This is a genomic window from Streptomyces sp. NPDC029956 (assembly GCF_055574655.1).
Window position 1 is genome coordinate 101916 of sequence record NZ_JBVHZJ010000010.1, and the last position, 14837, is coordinate 116752.

The window sequence follows — 14837 nt, forward strand, 5'->3', positions numbered from 1 at the left end:
GAACCGTCAGGGTGGCTTGTATCGAGTTGCCTTCGGTGTGCGGCCGACCTGTGATCGGGCTGTCGTGATCGGTCGTCTCCGGCCGGTGAGTGCGGGCGGCCCCGGCAGAGGGAGGCCCCGGACCCGAGATGCCGGGAACGGGGCCGCCTCGCGCGAAGTGGCGTACTTCTAGAAGAGGATGAAGTCCTTCATGTGGCTCCCTCCCGGGATCCGCACCGGCGCCGTGAACGGCCGCGCCGCGTTGCCCGTGCCCGGGTATCGGACCAGCTCGCCCGTCGTCTTCCGGGCCAGCAGGTCCGCCTTGCCGTCGACGTCGTCGTCGCCGACGGCCAGCAGCCGGTCGTAGGCGTTCCACCCGCCGCCGATCTTCGTTCGGCCCGCGAACGGCGCCTTGTAGTCGCCCGTGCCCTTGTAGAGCCAGAGGACGCCGGCCTTGTCGCGGGCGGTGATGTCGGCCCTCCCGTCGCCGGTCAGATCGCCCTGGCCGGCCAGCTCGGTGTACTGGCCCCAGCCGCCGCCGACCCGCATGCGGGTGGTGAGGCGGCCGTCCGGGTAGCCCAGGTAGCTCCACAGCACACCGGCCTTGTCGACGCCGAGCAGGTCGGCCTCCTTGGCCCCGCCGAGAGTGCCGGGCGAGAGGACCGTGCGGTAGATGTCCCAGCCCCGGCCGACGTTCTCCGGCCAGCGGTACTCGCCGTCGATCCAGCCGTCGAAGTCCAGCCGGCCGTTCTTGTAGAGGGTCCACTCGCCGTAGCCGTACCCGTCTTCGGTGGGGTTGGAGACGGGGATGATGTCGGCGAGGTCCGAGTGGTCGAGCCCGTCGGGCCCGTCCGTGTAGAGGAGCGGGCCCCGGTAGTACCAGTTCCACAGCCAGTGGGTCTGCTTCTCGACGCCGTACAGCTGGAAGGAGGGTGGTGCCACCGGTCCCGCCTCCGGAGCGGCGACGGCGGAGGCCGAGCCGGTGGCGGTGGCCATCGCGACGGCGGTGGCTGCGAGCGCCGTCCTCAGCCAGGGCCTGTGTCGTTCGAACATGATCGGGTTCCCCCTGCGTCTGTTTCGTTGTCACCCTTCCGACCGGCGAGAGCCCCCCAGGGTTGTCCGAAACCACGCGCTCTTTCTCTCATCCCGACCGTCAGGTCATCCTCCGGAACGGCTGACGGCCCCGAGGCGGCCCGGGTCGCATGACCAGGGCCCCAACGGCCGCAATACGGCTGGTGGGGCCCCGTTCTGTCCGGGCCATTGCTCCCTATAACTAGAACTGGTATCAGTTCTGAGGCATCGTCAGGGAAGTCAACTCCTCATGAAGGCGGCGGTCATGACCGAGCTTGTGGAGCACGGAAAGCTGTTCATCGGCGGGGAGTTGACCGACCCGCTCGGTGAGGACGTCATCGAGGTCGTCTCCCCGCACACCGAAGAGGTCATCGGGCGCGTCCCGCACGCCTCCACCGCCGATGTCGACCGGGCCGTGGCGGCCGCCCGCCGGGCCTTCGACGAAGGGCCCTGGCCCCGGATGACGGTGGAGGAGCGGATCGCCGTCGTCAGCCGCATCAAGGACGCGATCGCGGTACGCCACGAGGAGATCGCCCGCTCCATCAGCGCGCAGAACGGCTCCCCGTACTCCTGGTCCGTCCTCGCCCAGGCGCTCGGCGCGATGATGGTCTGGGACGCGGCGATCACCGTCGCCCGCGACTTCACGTACGAGGAGCGGCGCGGTGGCGTCCTCGGCCCGCTGCTCGTCCGCCGCGAGCCGGTCGGTGTGGTCGCGGCCGTCGTCCCGTGGAACGTGCCGCAGTTCACCGCCGCGGCCAAGCTGGGTCCCGCGCTGCTCGCCGGCTGCACGGTGGTCCTCAAGCCCTCGCCCGAGTCGCCGCTCGACTCGTACATCCTCGCCGACATCGCCACCGAGGCCGGGCTTCCCGAGGGCGTGCTCAGCATCCTGCCCGCCGACCGCGAGGTCAGCGAGTACCTCGTCGGCCACCCCGGCATCGACAAGGTCTCCTTCACCGGTTCGGTCACCGCCGGCAGGCGGGTCATGGAGGTCGCCGCCCGCAACCTCACCCGCGTCACCCTCGAACTCGGCGGGAAGTCGGCCGCCGTGATCCTGCCCGACGCCGACCTCGCGACCGCCGTCGCCGGGATCGTCCCGGCCGCCTGGATGAACAACGGCCAGGCGTGCGTGGCCCAGACCCGGATCCTCGTCCCCCGCTCCCGGTACGAGGAGATCGCCGAGGCCTTCGCCGCCGCGGCCGGCGCGCTCGTCGTCGGGGACCCGCTCGACCCGGCCACCCAGGTCGGCCCGCTGGTCGCCCGTCGGCAGCAGCAGCGCTCCCTCGACTACATCCGCATCGGCCAGGAGGAGGGCGCCAAGGTCCTCTCCGGCGGCGGCCGCCCGGCCGGGCTCGACCGCGGCTGGTACGTCGAGCCGACGCTCTTCGGCGGAGTCGACAACTCCATGCGGATCGCCCGCGAGGAGATCTTCGGCCCCGTCATCTGCCTCCTGCCGTACGGGGACGAGGCCGAGGCCATGCGCCTCGCGAACGACTCCGACTTCGGGCTCAGCGGCAGCGTCTGGACCGGGGACGTGGAGCACGGCATCGACTTCGCCCGCGGCGTCCGCACCGGCACCTTCAACGTCAACACCTTCAGTCTGGACATGCTCGGCCCCTTCGGCGGCTACAAGAACTCCGGTCTGGGAAGGGAGTTCGGGCCCGAGGGCTTCGGCGAGTACCTGGAGCACAAGATGATCCACCTGCCGGCCGGGTACGCGGGCGGCGCGTGATGGGAGACCGCTGGCACGTCGAGGTCGACCGGAGCGTCTGCATCGGCTCCGGCATGTGCGTGAACCACGCCCCGGAAGGCTTCCGCCTCGACACCGCCCGGCAGTCGCACGCACGGGAGCCCGAGTCGGACGCGGGCGAGAGACTGCTCGCGGCGGCCGAGGGGTGCCCGGTGGAGGCCATCATGATCACTCTCGCGGACGGCGGGGAGCCGGTCTTCCCGCCGGAGGAGTAGCGGGCCGGGAGGACTCCGGTGGCCGGCGCCCGGCCCCCGGCCCCGGGCCCGGCTCTCGACCGCCGGAACGGCCGTGACCTGCGCGTACCGCGTGTGTGAGACTCCCCCGGCACATGTACGTACGCGCAGGGAGCGGGGCACTCATGCAGGGTCGGGGCAGATGGTGGGCGGCGGTCGCGGGAGCGACGGCGGTGGTGGCCTTCGCGACGGGATGCGGGACCGGCACGGGCGCCGGGGGAGGGGCCTCCGCCTTCGGTCGTGAGACCGCGCACGCCGAGATCGTCGCCGCCGTCGGGAAGTCGGGGCTGCCGAAGTCCGACCTGCCGGGCGTCGGCGGGGCGACCCCCACGGACTCCACGCCGCGCCCCACGCCGTCCACGGAGCGGGAGCGGCTCCAGGAGCGCGCCGCCGCCTGTACCGCCGCGTGGCAGTACGTCGGTCCGCCCGTCGACGGATCGCGGGCCGGCCTCGAGAAGGCGGTCACCGCTCTCGTCGCCGAGGACTGGGTCCAGGGCGAGCGCCAGGTGGAGAAGCTCGACGACAAGGGCGGCACCATGCTCCAGATCACGCTCAGGAAGCGGGGCTGGGTGATGTACGCCCGGCACACCGGCGCGCAGCAGTCGCTGACGATGGAGATGATCTCGCTGCAGGCGACGGAGACCGCGTGCATGAACCGGTTCACCGAGCAGGAGAGGAAGTCCCTGTTCGGGGAGGACTCCGAACAGGGCTGACGAAAGGCGTCCTTGCGTACGCCGGCCGTTCCCACGTGCAAAACTATGCCCTTGGAAACGGGGGCAAGAGGCCGTCGTACGTGCGTATTTGGGAGTGCTGTGCGCAAGGCGAAGTGGGTGGCCGCGGCCGCCGGAGTGGTGCTGCTGGTCGCCGGTTGCGGAAGCGAGGGCGGGACGGACAAGGGCGGCTCGTCCTCGGCCGGTTCGTCCTCGACGGGCGGCTCCGGCGGTTCGGGCGGCGAGCGGCTCACCGGGGCCGCCGTCACCAAGGAGCTCACCGACGCGGCGACGGCGGCCGGCTTCACGCAGGACGGCTCGGGCGAGCAGATTCCGGCCGAGGCCAAGGACTGCATGGTCAGCTGGACGGCCGACGGCGCGAAGGCCGAGGACCCGGCGAAGTCCTACGCGGACACGGTCGCGACCCTGACCAAGGGCGGCTGGAACGAGGAGCGGAAGACCGAGCAGGGCGGTTCCGTGATCAAGTCCCTGAAGAAGAGCAGCTGGCAGCTCCAGGCCAGCAACCACTCCGCCGGCCCGCTGAAGCTGGTGATGTTCGTGGCCGTCGACGGCAGCCCGGAGTGCGCGCCGGTGCTCGCGGACGCCAACAAGGTCACGCCTTCGTCCTGATCCACCGGGACCGGGACCGGGACCGACGCCGACGCCGACGCCGACACCGATGCCGACGCTGAGGCCGACACCGACACCGCCCGCGCCTCCGGCACGTCAGCCGCCGGGTGCGCGGGTGCGTGCGACCCGTAGGCGTTCCGGCGGCGCGTGCGCGGGCGTCCCGTCAGCCGTCCGGCGCGGGCGTGTGTGCCCCGTCAGCCGCCGGGGCGCGTGCGCGGGCGTCCTGTCAGCGGCGCGCCGCCGCCTCCGGCGCCGTCAGGTCGATCAGTCGGCAGACCGTCTCGATGTCGATCTTCACCTGTGCGATCGAGGCGCGCCCCGACAGCCAGGTGATCAGCGCCGAGTGCCAGGTGTGCTCGATCACCCGGACCGCCGAGAGCTGCTCCGGGGTCGGGTGTTCCGTGCCCATCGCGTCCAGGATGATCGCCGTCGTCAGCCGCGAGACCGTGTCGACCTCGGGGCTCACCCCGCGGTCCGCGAAGGTCAGCGCGCGCACCATCGCGTCGGCGAGCTGCGGCTCGCGCTGGAGCGCGCGGAAGGCCCGCATCAGCGTCTCCGCGACCCGCTCCGCCGGATCGGCGCCCGCCGGCGGCCGCTTCCGCAGGGTGGTGTGCATGTGCTGGAGCTGGTCCTGCATCGTCGCGACCAGCAGGTGGATCTTGGAGGGGAAGTAGCGGTACAGCGTCCCCAGGGCCACCCCGGCCGCCTCCGCGACCTCCCGCATCTGCACGGCGTCGAAGCCGCCCCGCGCCGCGAGTTGGGCGCTGGCGTTCAGGATGCGGCGGCGGCGTGCCTCCTGGCGCTCCGTGAGGGGTGGCGCCGCGGGTCTGTGGTCCGCTCTGATGTCTGCGGTCATGAGGTCCCGTTCCGTGCGGTGGGGAGCGACAGTATGGCGGTGCGGGCGCCGTGGCGCGAATCACCTGTTCCGGCTCTCACCACAGAGCTACCTGCCGGTAGATTCTGTCCTCCTTGAAGGATCAAGAAGATCAGGCCAGAAGATCAAGAACGATCAAGTCTGTAACTTGTTCTAGATTAGCGCGAGCGGTTACGCTCCGGCGAAACCACGCTCGAAGGGGGTCGCGCATGACCGCTGAGGCCATAGAGGCAAGCCCCCGACAGGGCGTCACCGCAGCCGGTGACAGACCGTTGCGGATCGCTCTCCTCACGTACAAGGGAAACCCCTTCTGCGGCGGTCAGGGCGTCTACGTCCGGCACCTCTCCCGCGAGCTCGCCCGCCTCGGCCACAGCGTCGAGGTCATCGGCTCGCAGCCGTACCCCGTCCTCGACGAGGTCGTCGACGGCGCAGACCTGGCGGGGCTCACGCTCACCGAGCTCGCCAGCCTGGACCTGTACCGCTCGCCGGACCCGTTCCGCACCCCGAAGCGCGACGAGTACCGCGACTGGATCGACGGCCTCGAGGTCGCCACCATGTGGACGGGCGGCTTTCCCGAGCCGCTCACCTTCTCCCTGCGGGCCCGGCGCATGCTCGCCGCCCGGCGCGGGGACTTCGACGTCGTCCACGACAACCAGACGCTCGGGTACGGGCTCCTCGGCGGCCCGCGCGCGATCGGCGCCCCGCTCGTCACCACGATCCACCACCCCATCACCGTCGACCGGCAGCTCGAACTCGACGCCGCGGCCGACTGGAAGCGCCGCGCCTCCGTCCGCCGCTGGTACGCCTTCACCCGCATGCAGAAGCGCGTCGCCCGCCGGCTGCCGTCCGTGCTCACCGTCTCCGGCACGTCCCGGCAGGAGATCGTCCAGCACCTCGGCGTACGCGACGACCGCATCCGGGTCGTCCACATCGGCGCCGACACCGACCTGTGGTCGCCCGACCCGGCCGTCGCCGAGGTCCCCGGCCGGATCGTCACCACCTCGAGCGCCGACGTCCCGCTCAAGGGCCTCGTCCACCTCATCGAAGCGCTCGCCAAGCTCCGCACCGAGAACCCGGACGCGCACCTCGTCGTCGTCGGCAAGCGCGCCGAGGACGGCCCGGTCGCCGCGGCCATCGAGCGGTACGGGCTGGCCGGGGCCGTCGAGTTCGTGAAGGGCATCAGCGACGCGGAGCTCGTCGACCTGGTGCGGTCCGCGCAGGTCTCCTGCGTGCCGTCGCTGTACGAGGGGTTCTCGCTGCCCGCGGCCGAGGCGATGGCGACGGGGACGGCGCTGGTCGCGACGACGGGCGGTGCGATCCCCGAGGTGGCCGGGTCCGACGGCGAGACGTGTCTGGCGGTGCCGCCGGGGGACGCGGGGGCGCTGGCCGCTGCGCTCGGACGGGTGCTGGAGGACGCGGAGCTGCGGATGCGGCTCGGTGCGGCCGGGCGGGAACGGGTCCTGTCCCGGTTCACCTGGGCGAAGGCTGCCCAGGGCACCGCCGAGCTGTACCGCGAGGCGGTCGCCCGTCAGGGAGCCGGAGCCCGCCGGTGACACCCCGCCGCCGTCGCCGGGCGCAGCCCGGTTCCGCCCCACAACGACTCTTCAACCGCGAAAGCAGGACCTCGTGCTGACCGTCGACTTCACCCGCTTCCCGCTCGCCCCCGGCGACCGTGTGCTCGATCTGGGCTGCGGTGCGGGCCGGCACGCCTTCGAGTGCTACCGGCGCGGTGCGCAGGTCGTGGCCCTCGACCAGAACGCCGAGGAGATCCGCGAGGTCGCCAAGTGGTTCGCGGCCATGAAGGAGGCCGGCGAGGCCCCCGCGGGCGCGACCGCCACCGCGATGGAGGGGGACGCGCTCAACCTGCCGTTCCCCGACGAGTCCTTCGACGTCGTCATCATCTCCGAGGTCATGGAGCACATCCCCGACGACAAGGGCGTGCTCGCCGAGATGGTCCGCGTCCTCAAGCCCGGCGGGCGGATCGCGATCACCGTCCCGCGGTACGGCCCCGAGAAGATCTGCTGGACCCTCTCCGACGCGTACCACGAGGTCGAGGGCGGCCACATCCGCATCTACAAGGCCGACGAACTCCTCGGCAAGATCCGGCAGGCCGGGCTCAAGCCGTACGGCACCCACCACGCGCACGCGCTCCACTCGCCGTACTGGTGGCTGAAGTGCGCCTTCGGCGTCGACAACGACAAGGCGCTGCCGGTCCGCGCGTACCACAAGCTCCTGGTCTGGGACATCATGAAGAAGCCCGCCCTGACCCGGGTCGCCGAGCAGCTGCTCAACCCGGTCGTCGGCAAGAGCTTCGTGGCGTACGCGACCAAGCCCCACCTGCCCAAGGCCGACTCCCAGTGACCTCACCCGAGCGGATCGCGGAGCATCTCGTCCTGCCCGGGGTGCTCACCGCCGAGCAGGCCGCCGAGACCGTCACCGGGATACTCGCCGTGCAGCGCGAGGACGGCGCCCTGCCCTGGTTCCGGGGCCACCACCTCGACCCGTGGGACCACACCGAGGCCGCCATGGCGCTGGACGCGGCCGGTGAGCACGTCGCCGCCGCCCGCGCCTACGAGTGGCTCGCCCGGCACCAGAACAGCGACGGCTCCTGGTTCGCGGCGTACCACGACGGCGAGCCCGACCAGGTCACCGACCGCAGCCGGGAGTCCAACTTCGTCGCCTACATAGCGGTCGGCGTCTGGCACCACTACCTCGCGACCGGCGACGACGCCTTCCTCGACCGGATGTGGCCCGCCGTCTACGCGGCCGTCGAGTTCGTCCTCGGACTCCAGCAGCCCGGTGGGCAGATCGGCTGGAAGCGCGAGGCCGACGGCACACCCGTGAACGACGCCCTCCTCACCGGAAGTTCGTCGATCCACCAGGCGCTCCGCTGCGCCCTCGCGATCGCCGAGACCCGTGAAGAGCCCCAGCCGGACTGGGAGTTGGCGACCGGGGCGCTCGGTCATGCGATCCGCCGCCACCCCGAGCGCTTCCTCGACAAGTCGCGCTACTCGATGGACTGGTACTACCCGGTCCTCGGCGGCGCGGTCACGGGCTCCCAGGCCAAGGCCCGGATCGAGGCCGACTGGGACACGTTCGTCGTGCCCGGCCTGGGTGTGCGCTGTGTGATCCCCAACCCGTGGGTGACCGGCGGCGAGAGCTGCGAACTCGCCCTCGCCCTCTGGGCGATGGGGGAGTCGGACCGGGCCCTCACCGTCCTCCAGGACATCCAGCACCTGCGTGCCGAGAACGGCATGTACTGGACGGGGTACGTCTTCGAGGGAGCGTCGGAGACCGACAAGGCGGTGTGGCCCGAGGAGCTGACGGCCTGGACGGCCGGCTCCCTGCTGCTCGCGGTGGCCGCCCTGGGCGGCGAGGAGGCGACCGTGGCCGTCTTCGGCGGCGAACGCCTCCCGGCCGGACTCGAGCCGGACTGCTGCTGAACCCCCGCGCGGGGAAGTGCCCGCGCGGGTGATTCCCCGCGCGGGCCGGTGGGGCAGCAGCTCGCGGCCGGGTCTCCTTCGCGGAGTCCGGCGCTGAGCTGCGAGGAATCCCCGAGGGAAGGGTGCGCGGGCGAGGGGTGGGCCCCATTCGGAGTCGCTCGTGTGGCGACCCCCGGGGCCCCGGGTGAGGCTGGCGCCACAACCCCCAGGGAGGTCTCGCCGTGCCCAGATCCATACCCCGGTCCGTGTCCCGCGGAGTCGTGGCCCTGATGCTGTCCTGCGCCCTGCTCCTGACGACCGCGGGCTGCGGCGACGACGACGCGAGCGCGAGCGGGGCGGCCACCCCGACGGCGTCGGGCACCTTCGAGCAGCAGAAGCTCGCCAAGACCCGGTTCGTGGCCAACGCGGGCCTGGCCGCGGGAGCCACGTACCAGTGGATCGTGAAGCCGTACCGCGCGGGCAAGTTCAAGAAGGGCGCGGACGGCCGGACCCTGGCCCTGGTGAAGGCGGGCCTCGCGGGTGCGTTCACGTACAACCGGCTCAAGGCGGCGACGAACAACGCCAAGGGCGATCCGCTGCTGTCGAAGGCGGTCGCGCCGCTCACGGCCGGGATCGAGTCGCTGAAGGAGCTCGGGACGAAGCTCCGCAAGGGCGAGGTCGGCGACGCCGACGTCGGTGCCTTCGAGAACGTCATCAACAGCGTCAAGGACGCGGGCAAGAGCGCCGGCGCGGAGGTCGTCGAGAAGGTCCCCAGCGCCTCCCAGCTCAGCGGCGGCTGACCGGCCCCTCCTGGGCCCTGTCGTCGAACTCCCGGACGCGGAGCCGCCCTTCGGGCGACGAGGGGAGTTCGACGACAGGATCTAGGAGTTGAGCTCCGCGAGCAGGCGGAGGGTCGCGGGGTCCGGTGAGGTGACGAGGAGGTCCGTCACCGGGCCCCGTCGCCATGTCTCCAGGCGGGCGGCGATGCGCTGCCGGGGGCCGACCAGGGAGATCTCGTCCGCGAAGGCGTCAGGGACCGCGAGGACGGCGTCCTCGCGCCGTCCGGCGGCGAACAGCTCCTGGACGCGCCTCGCCTCCTTCTCGTATCCCATCCGCCCCATCAGGTCGGCGTGGAAGTTGCGGGCCGCGTGCCCCATGCCGCCGATGTAGAAGCCGAGCATCGCCTTGACCGGCAGCAGTCCCGTCGCCACGTCGTCGCAGAGCCGGGCGCGGACCATGGGGGCGACCAGGAAGCCCTCCGGGAGCCGTTCGGGGAGCGCGTACACCTCGGACCAGCGCTCGGGGGCCCAGTACAGCGGCAGCCAGCCGTCGGCGATCGTGAGCGTCTGCGCGATGTTCTTCGGCCCCTCGGCGCCCAGGAGGATCGGGAGGCCGGCCCGGAGCGGGTGGGTGATCGGCTTGAGGGCCTTGCCGAGGCCGGTGCCGTCGGAGCCGGTGTACGGGTGGGAGTGATGGCGCCCGTCGAGCCGGACCGGGCCCTCGCGGCGCAGGACCTGGCGGACCACGTCCACGTACTCGCGGGTCGCGGTCAGCGGGGAGCGGGGGAAGGGGCGCCCGTACCAGCCCTCGACGACCTGCGGTCCGGACAGTCCGAGGCCGAGCATGACCCGCCCGCCGGAGAGGTGGTCGAGCGTGAGCGCGTGCATCGCGGTGGTGGTCGGCGCGCGGGCGGCCATCTGCGCGACGGCGGTGCCCAGTCTGATCCGGCTGGTGTGGGCGGCGATCCAGGTGAGGGCGGTGAAGGCGTCGGAGCCCCAGGCCTCCGCCGTCCACACCGAGTCGTAGCCGAGCCGCTCGGCCTCGCGGGCGAGGCCGAGGTGATCGGGGGAGGGGCCGCGGCCCCAGTAGCCGAGGGCGAGTCCGAGTCGCATGCCCCGCATCCTTTCTGACGAGCCGTCAGTTCAGGTGGATGCGGGGACTGTACGCCAACGGCCCCCCGCCCGGAAGGGATTCGCTTCCGGGCGGGGGGCCGTCGGTCGTGCTGCTGTGCCGGATCAGCCGCGCTGGATGCCCGTGGTGTCCTGCAGGACGCCACGACGGCCGTCCTGCGTCTGGGCCACCAGGGTGGCGCCGCGCTGCTCGACCGCCAGGTACCAGGTACCCGGGGCCAGTTCGGCGATCGGCGCCTGCGAGCCGTCCTCCGCGTACAGCGGACGGGCGACCGGGACCGCGAACCAGAACGGCTCGAAGCCCCCGGCCGGCTGCGCCTGCGGGGCCTGCGCCTGCGGCTCGGGCTGCTGCGCGGCCTGCGGCTGCGGGGCGGCGGCCTGCGCGCCGAACGGCTGGCCCGCACCCTGCGACGGGTCCTGCGGACCGCCGTACGGCGGGTGCTGCGCGCCCGGGTAGCCGTAGCCGCCGGGGACGCCCTGCGGGCCGGGCTGCCCCGGCTGCATGCCGTACGGCTGCGGGGTCTGGGGCTTGGGCGCACCGACGAGCGGGGCCTTCAGGGCGGGGACCATCGGTCCGGCGACGGCCGCACCGGCGAGCACCAGGGCGGCGATCAGGCCGAGGATCAGGCCCGCGCCGGCGTTGTGCGACTCGAAGACCCACATCAGCAGGGTCCACGCGGAGGAGATGGTGAACGCGGCGCCGACCTGGCCGAGCTCCAGGCCGGCCACCTTGCGCTGCTCCGGCAGGCTGCGGGAGAAGACGACGAGCGCGGCACCGGCGATGCCCAGGAAGAAGGAGCCCCAGCCGAGGGGCGACGCCTCCCAGGCGTTGGGGTTCTCGATCTGGTCGCAGATCGCCTCAGGTCCGTCACAGCCGGAAATGCCGAGGAACGAGGCGATGAACAGCACCACCGCTGCACCGATCAGCACGCCATCGCCTCGGGTGAGGGAGCGGATATTCACGTAAGAAGTCCTTCGTCGGGTCGTCGCGTCGGGGTGGCGCTCAGGTCATGGCACGGGGGATGGCACGGAGCTGCCCCATCGTACGGAGCGAATCTATCGCCCGCGGGTTCTACCCCTTGAGGTAGGTGGCGATGCCGTCGGCGATCCCCTGGGCGGCCTTCTGTCGCCACGTCGCCGACGTGAGCAACTGTGCGTCCTTCGGATCACGCATATTGCCGCATTCGACGAAGACCTTGGGGACGGTTGAGAGATTGAGTCCGCCGAGATCGTCGCGGACGTCCAACCCCGTACCGGAACCGAGGTAGTTGGCAGGGGCCGTTCCGGTGGCGCGGGCGAACCGGTCGGCGATCCGCTCGCCCAGTTCGCGCGAGGGTCCGACGATCTTCGCGGTGTCGGCGGAGCCCTCCCGCACGCGTGCGGGCAGGATCACATGGAAGCCGCGGTTGCCGACGGCGGAGCCGTCCGCGTGGACGGAGACGACGGCGTCGGCGCGGGCCGCGTTGCCGATCCTCGCCCGCTCGTCGATGCAGGGACCCCAGGGGCGGTCGGCGTCATGGGTGAGGACGACCTCGGCGCCGCGCGCCGTGAGGAGGTCCCGCAGCCGGTGGGTGACGTCGAGGGTGAAGGAGGCCTCGGTGTATCCCGCGTTCGTGGAGGTGCCGGTGGTGTCGCACTCCTTGCTGTGCGTCCCGATGTTCACCTTCTGGTTGATTTCCTTGGAATGGCGGAAATTACCGGAATTGTGACCCGGGTCGAGGACGACGGTCCGCCCGGCGAGGGAGGGGGCCGTCTCCTGGGCGCTCGGCGCCCCGCTCGGCGTCCCGCCCGACGCGCTGCTCGGGGATTCGGCCGGTGCGCCGCCGGACGCGCCCGAGGGCGAGCTCCGCGGGCTCTCCGTGGCCTTGCCGTCCGGCTGTGAGGCCTGCGAGGCTCCGCAGCCGGCGAGTGCGGCGCAGCAGCCCGTGGCGGCGAGGGCGAGCGCGAGGCCGCGGGTACGGGTGCGGCGGGTGGTCTTCCGGTGGTCGTACGGCACCTGGCGACTCTAGGCCCTGTACGGGACGAAATCCCGCAGCGGGCACGTCGCAGCTTGGTCACCTCTTCGTAGATCGCTGGACGCGTGTGAGCAGACCGTGAAGGGTAGGTGCAAGAGGCGACGGTGGGGTGTCACCGCGCATGGACCCACGAGGGGGAACCGTGGTGGGGGAAGAACCGAACGACGCACGTCCCGAGCCGTCGGACCGGCCTGTGCCGGGCGACGGATTAGACAGATCGAACCAGCCGAACCAGTCGAGCCAGTCGAACCAGCCGGGTCAGCCCGGTCAGCCCGGTCAGCCCGGTCAGGCGGGCTCGCTCGACTCGTCGACCCAGATACTGCGCTCGGCGGGCCCGGACCGGGCCGCCCCGAACTCCGGCGCGCCGGTCGGGCCCACGCCCGCCGCGCCCGCGCCCGTGGCTCCCGCGCCCTGGGAGGCGCGGCCCTCGGCGGGCTTCGGACCGCCGACCGACCCGCCCCCGAGCGCGCAGGCCCTGCCCGTCCCCGAGGCCGCCGGCCCAGCTCCCGGCTCCGCTCCCGCCGCCGGTCCCGCCACCGCGCCCGGCTGGGCCGGTGCCGGTACGCCCCCGCCGCCGCCCGGCGCCCCGCCGGGTTACGGACCGCCGCCCGGTTACGGCCCTCCCGGGTACGGTCCGCCGCCCGGCGACGGCGGGCAGCCGCCCGCGCAGCCGCCCGGTGAGGCGAACGGCGCCCAGGCCGCCATGATCGGCCTGCTCAACCTCTCCTGCCTGGGCCTCGGCTACGTCCTCCTGCGCAACTGGATCGGCGCCGCGCTCTGCTGGATCGCCACCGTCGCCCTGCTCGTCCTGGCCCTCCCGGCCGACGTCGACGGCGTGCCCGTGGGGCTCCTCGCCGGCTACGGCGCCTTCCTCCTGGCCGTCGCGGCGGACGGCGCCCGCCGCGGCCTGCGCGCGAACCTCCGGATCGGCGCGTCCTTCCGCCGCCTCGCGCTCCCGCTGGCCCTCGTGCTGCTCGCCGTGCCCGCGGGCGGCTCGCTCGCGTACGGGGCGGCCCGCGACGAGGCGAAGCAGCAGGCCCTGCTCGACCGCCTCGCCGCCGCCGACGCGCTCGTGAAGTCCGCCGACGGCCTCGCCTTCGACAAGGCCGAGCCGACCTTCCGCAAGGCGCTCGGCGAGTACGAGAAGCTCGGCAAGGAGCACACGGGATCACGGGCCGGGAAGCTCGTCCCCGAGCGCCTCGACACCTACTTCGCGACGATCTCCCGCCCGTACGCCGACAAGGTCTACTGCGACGCGGTCCCGCGCCTCACCTATCTGCGGGGGCTCCCGGCCACCGTCGACAAGGACCTGCTGGGCACCCGGCCGGCCAAGACCGACGAGCCGCTCGCCCACTCCCTCTACGAGTGCGGGGCGGCCGGCATCGGCAAGGCCACCTACGAGCCGGATCCCGGGGAGAGCTTCGACGAACTCCTCAAGACCTTCCCGAAGTCGACGTACGCGCCCAAGGTCGCGCCGGCCTTCGAGGCGTCGATCAAGACCCGGACGGACGGCCTCACGGGGGGTGGTGCCCCCTGCGACACCACCAAAGAGCTGCACGTGATCGTCGCCTCCCTCGACGGCATGACGGACCCGTCGATCGAGGGCGCCGCGGACCAGGCCGACGCGGCGGTCCAGAAGGGCGACTTCGCCTGCGGGACCGACCAGTTCAAGGACAAGGACTTCAAGGCCGCGCTCGACACGATGACGGCGTACGCGAAGGAGTACCCGAGCAGCCCGCAGGCCGGGCACGCCCGGTCCATCGCCATCGCCGCCGAGATCGCGGAGGAGGAGCCCGCGGCGGGGGGCAAGCTGCCCTCGGCCGACGTGCCCGGCGGTACCCGGATGGTGATGGTGGTGAGCAACGACGGCCCGGGTGAGGTCGAGCTGCTCTACACCGGTCCGATGACCGGCAAGGTCATGCTGAAGGCGTGCGGGACCTGCACCAAGTACCCGAACCCGATCTTTGCGGGCTCCAAGAAGATCAAGGCCTGCACCGGGCCGTCCTCGAAGTACCCGAAGGCGACGCTGCTGCTGCCCGCCGGTGACTACCACCTGCTCCAGAAGCGGGTCTCCACGGGCACGTCCACGGCCGGCGACACCAAGACGAGCAAGGCGAAGATCGAACCGGGCTACAGCTACACCAACTGCCTGTACGTGACCTCGGGGTTCTGACCCCGGGTCCCGAACCCTCGACGCGCTTCACCCGGCGGCCGTCCCCTTTCGAGGGGGCGGCCGTCGGCCTGTC

Annotated in this window: 14 protein-coding genes; 9 read left to right on the plus strand and 5 right to left on the minus strand. The window is 72.3% G+C overall.

What is annotated here, in order from left to right; all coding sequences use genetic code 11:
- Window positions 1–168: 168 nt before the first annotated feature.
- Entirely contained in the window at window positions 169–1032 is an 864-nt protein-coding gene (locus ACZ4XX_RS10795; protein WP_468507589.1) for an FG-GAP repeat domain-containing protein, read from the minus strand.
- 283 nt (window positions 1033–1315) lie between these two features.
- Here ACZ4XX_RS10795 and ACZ4XX_RS10800 point away from each other — a divergent pair, with 283 nt between their 5' ends.
- From ACZ4XX_RS10800 to ACZ4XX_RS10815, 4 genes are all read left to right on the plus strand, one after another.
- Window positions 1316–2779, plus strand: coding sequence for an aldehyde dehydrogenase (locus tag ACZ4XX_RS10800; RefSeq protein WP_468507590.1), 1464 nt, complete (start codon window positions 1316–1318; stop codon window positions 2777–2779).
- Window positions 2779–3012, plus strand: a complete 234-nt coding sequence (locus ACZ4XX_RS10805) for a ferredoxin (protein WP_468507679.1) — start codon at window positions 2779–2781, stop codon at window positions 3010–3012. The genes ACZ4XX_RS10800 and ACZ4XX_RS10805 overlap by 1 nt, the downstream gene beginning before the upstream one ends.
- A gap of 143 nt (window positions 3013–3155) precedes the next feature.
- Window positions 3156–3743 (plus strand): hypothetical protein, encoded by a 588-nt coding sequence (locus ACZ4XX_RS10810; protein WP_468507591.1) that lies wholly within the window; start codon window positions 3156–3158, stop codon window positions 3741–3743.
- Window positions 3744–3842: 99 nt separating this feature from the next.
- On the plus strand, window positions 3843–4370 hold the full coding sequence (locus ACZ4XX_RS10815; RefSeq protein ID WP_468507592.1) for a hypothetical protein: 528 nt from the start codon (window positions 3843–3845) through the stop codon (window positions 4368–4370).
- A 226-nt stretch (window positions 4371–4596) separates the two neighbouring features.
- Here ACZ4XX_RS10815 and ACZ4XX_RS10820 read toward each other — a convergent pair whose 3' ends face one another.
- Window positions 4597–5226, minus strand: coding sequence for a TetR family transcriptional regulator (locus ACZ4XX_RS10820; protein ID WP_037639037.1), 630 nt, complete (start codon window positions 5224–5226; stop codon window positions 4597–4599).
- Window positions 5227–5453: 227 nt separating this feature from the next.
- Here ACZ4XX_RS10820 and ACZ4XX_RS10825 point away from each other — a divergent pair, with 227 nt between their 5' ends.
- From ACZ4XX_RS10825 to ACZ4XX_RS10840, 4 genes are all read left to right on the plus strand, one after another.
- Complete coding sequence (locus ACZ4XX_RS10825) at window positions 5454–6797, plus strand: glycosyltransferase family 4 protein (RefSeq protein WP_468507593.1); 1344 nt, start codon at window positions 5454–5456, stop codon at window positions 6795–6797.
- A gap of 73 nt (window positions 6798–6870) precedes the next feature.
- On the plus strand, window positions 6871–7605 hold the full coding sequence (locus tag ACZ4XX_RS10830) for a class I SAM-dependent methyltransferase (RefSeq protein ID WP_386475272.1): 735 nt from the start codon (window positions 6871–6873) through the stop codon (window positions 7603–7605).
- Window positions 7602–8687, plus strand: a complete 1086-nt coding sequence (locus ACZ4XX_RS10835; protein WP_468507594.1) for a prenyltransferase/squalene oxidase repeat-containing protein — start codon at window positions 7602–7604, stop codon at window positions 8685–8687. The genes ACZ4XX_RS10830 and ACZ4XX_RS10835 overlap by 4 nt, the downstream gene beginning before the upstream one ends.
- Before the next feature lie 221 nt (window positions 8688–8908).
- Complete coding sequence (locus tag ACZ4XX_RS10840; protein WP_468507595.1) at window positions 8909–9466, plus strand: hypothetical protein; 558 nt, start codon at window positions 8909–8911, stop codon at window positions 9464–9466.
- A gap of 81 nt (window positions 9467–9547) precedes the next feature.
- Here ACZ4XX_RS10840 and ACZ4XX_RS10845 read toward each other — a convergent pair whose 3' ends face one another.
- From ACZ4XX_RS10845 to ACZ4XX_RS10855, 3 genes are all read right to left on the minus strand, one after another.
- Complete coding sequence (locus tag ACZ4XX_RS10845) at window positions 9548–10558, minus strand: LLM class F420-dependent oxidoreductase (protein ID WP_468507596.1); 1011 nt, start codon at window positions 10556–10558, stop codon at window positions 9548–9550.
- Window positions 10559–10681: 123 nt separating this feature from the next.
- Complete coding sequence (locus ACZ4XX_RS10850) at window positions 10682–11539, minus strand: hypothetical protein (protein WP_468507597.1); 858 nt, start codon at window positions 11537–11539, stop codon at window positions 10682–10684.
- A gap of 109 nt (window positions 11540–11648) precedes the next feature.
- A complete protein-coding gene (locus ACZ4XX_RS10855; protein WP_468507598.1) occupies window positions 11649–12572 on the minus strand; it encodes an N-acetylmuramoyl-L-alanine amidase in 924 nt (307 codons plus the stop codon).
- Window positions 12573–12988: 416 nt separating this feature from the next.
- On the opposite strand from ACZ4XX_RS10855, the gene ACZ4XX_RS10860 reads away from it, so the two are divergent.
- The gene (locus ACZ4XX_RS10860) at window positions 12989–14764 is read left to right on the plus strand and encodes a hypothetical protein (RefSeq protein WP_468507599.1); all 1776 of its coding nucleotides are present in this window, start codon (window positions 12989–12991) and stop codon (window positions 14762–14764) included.
- Window positions 14765–14837 lie beyond the last annotated feature (73 nt).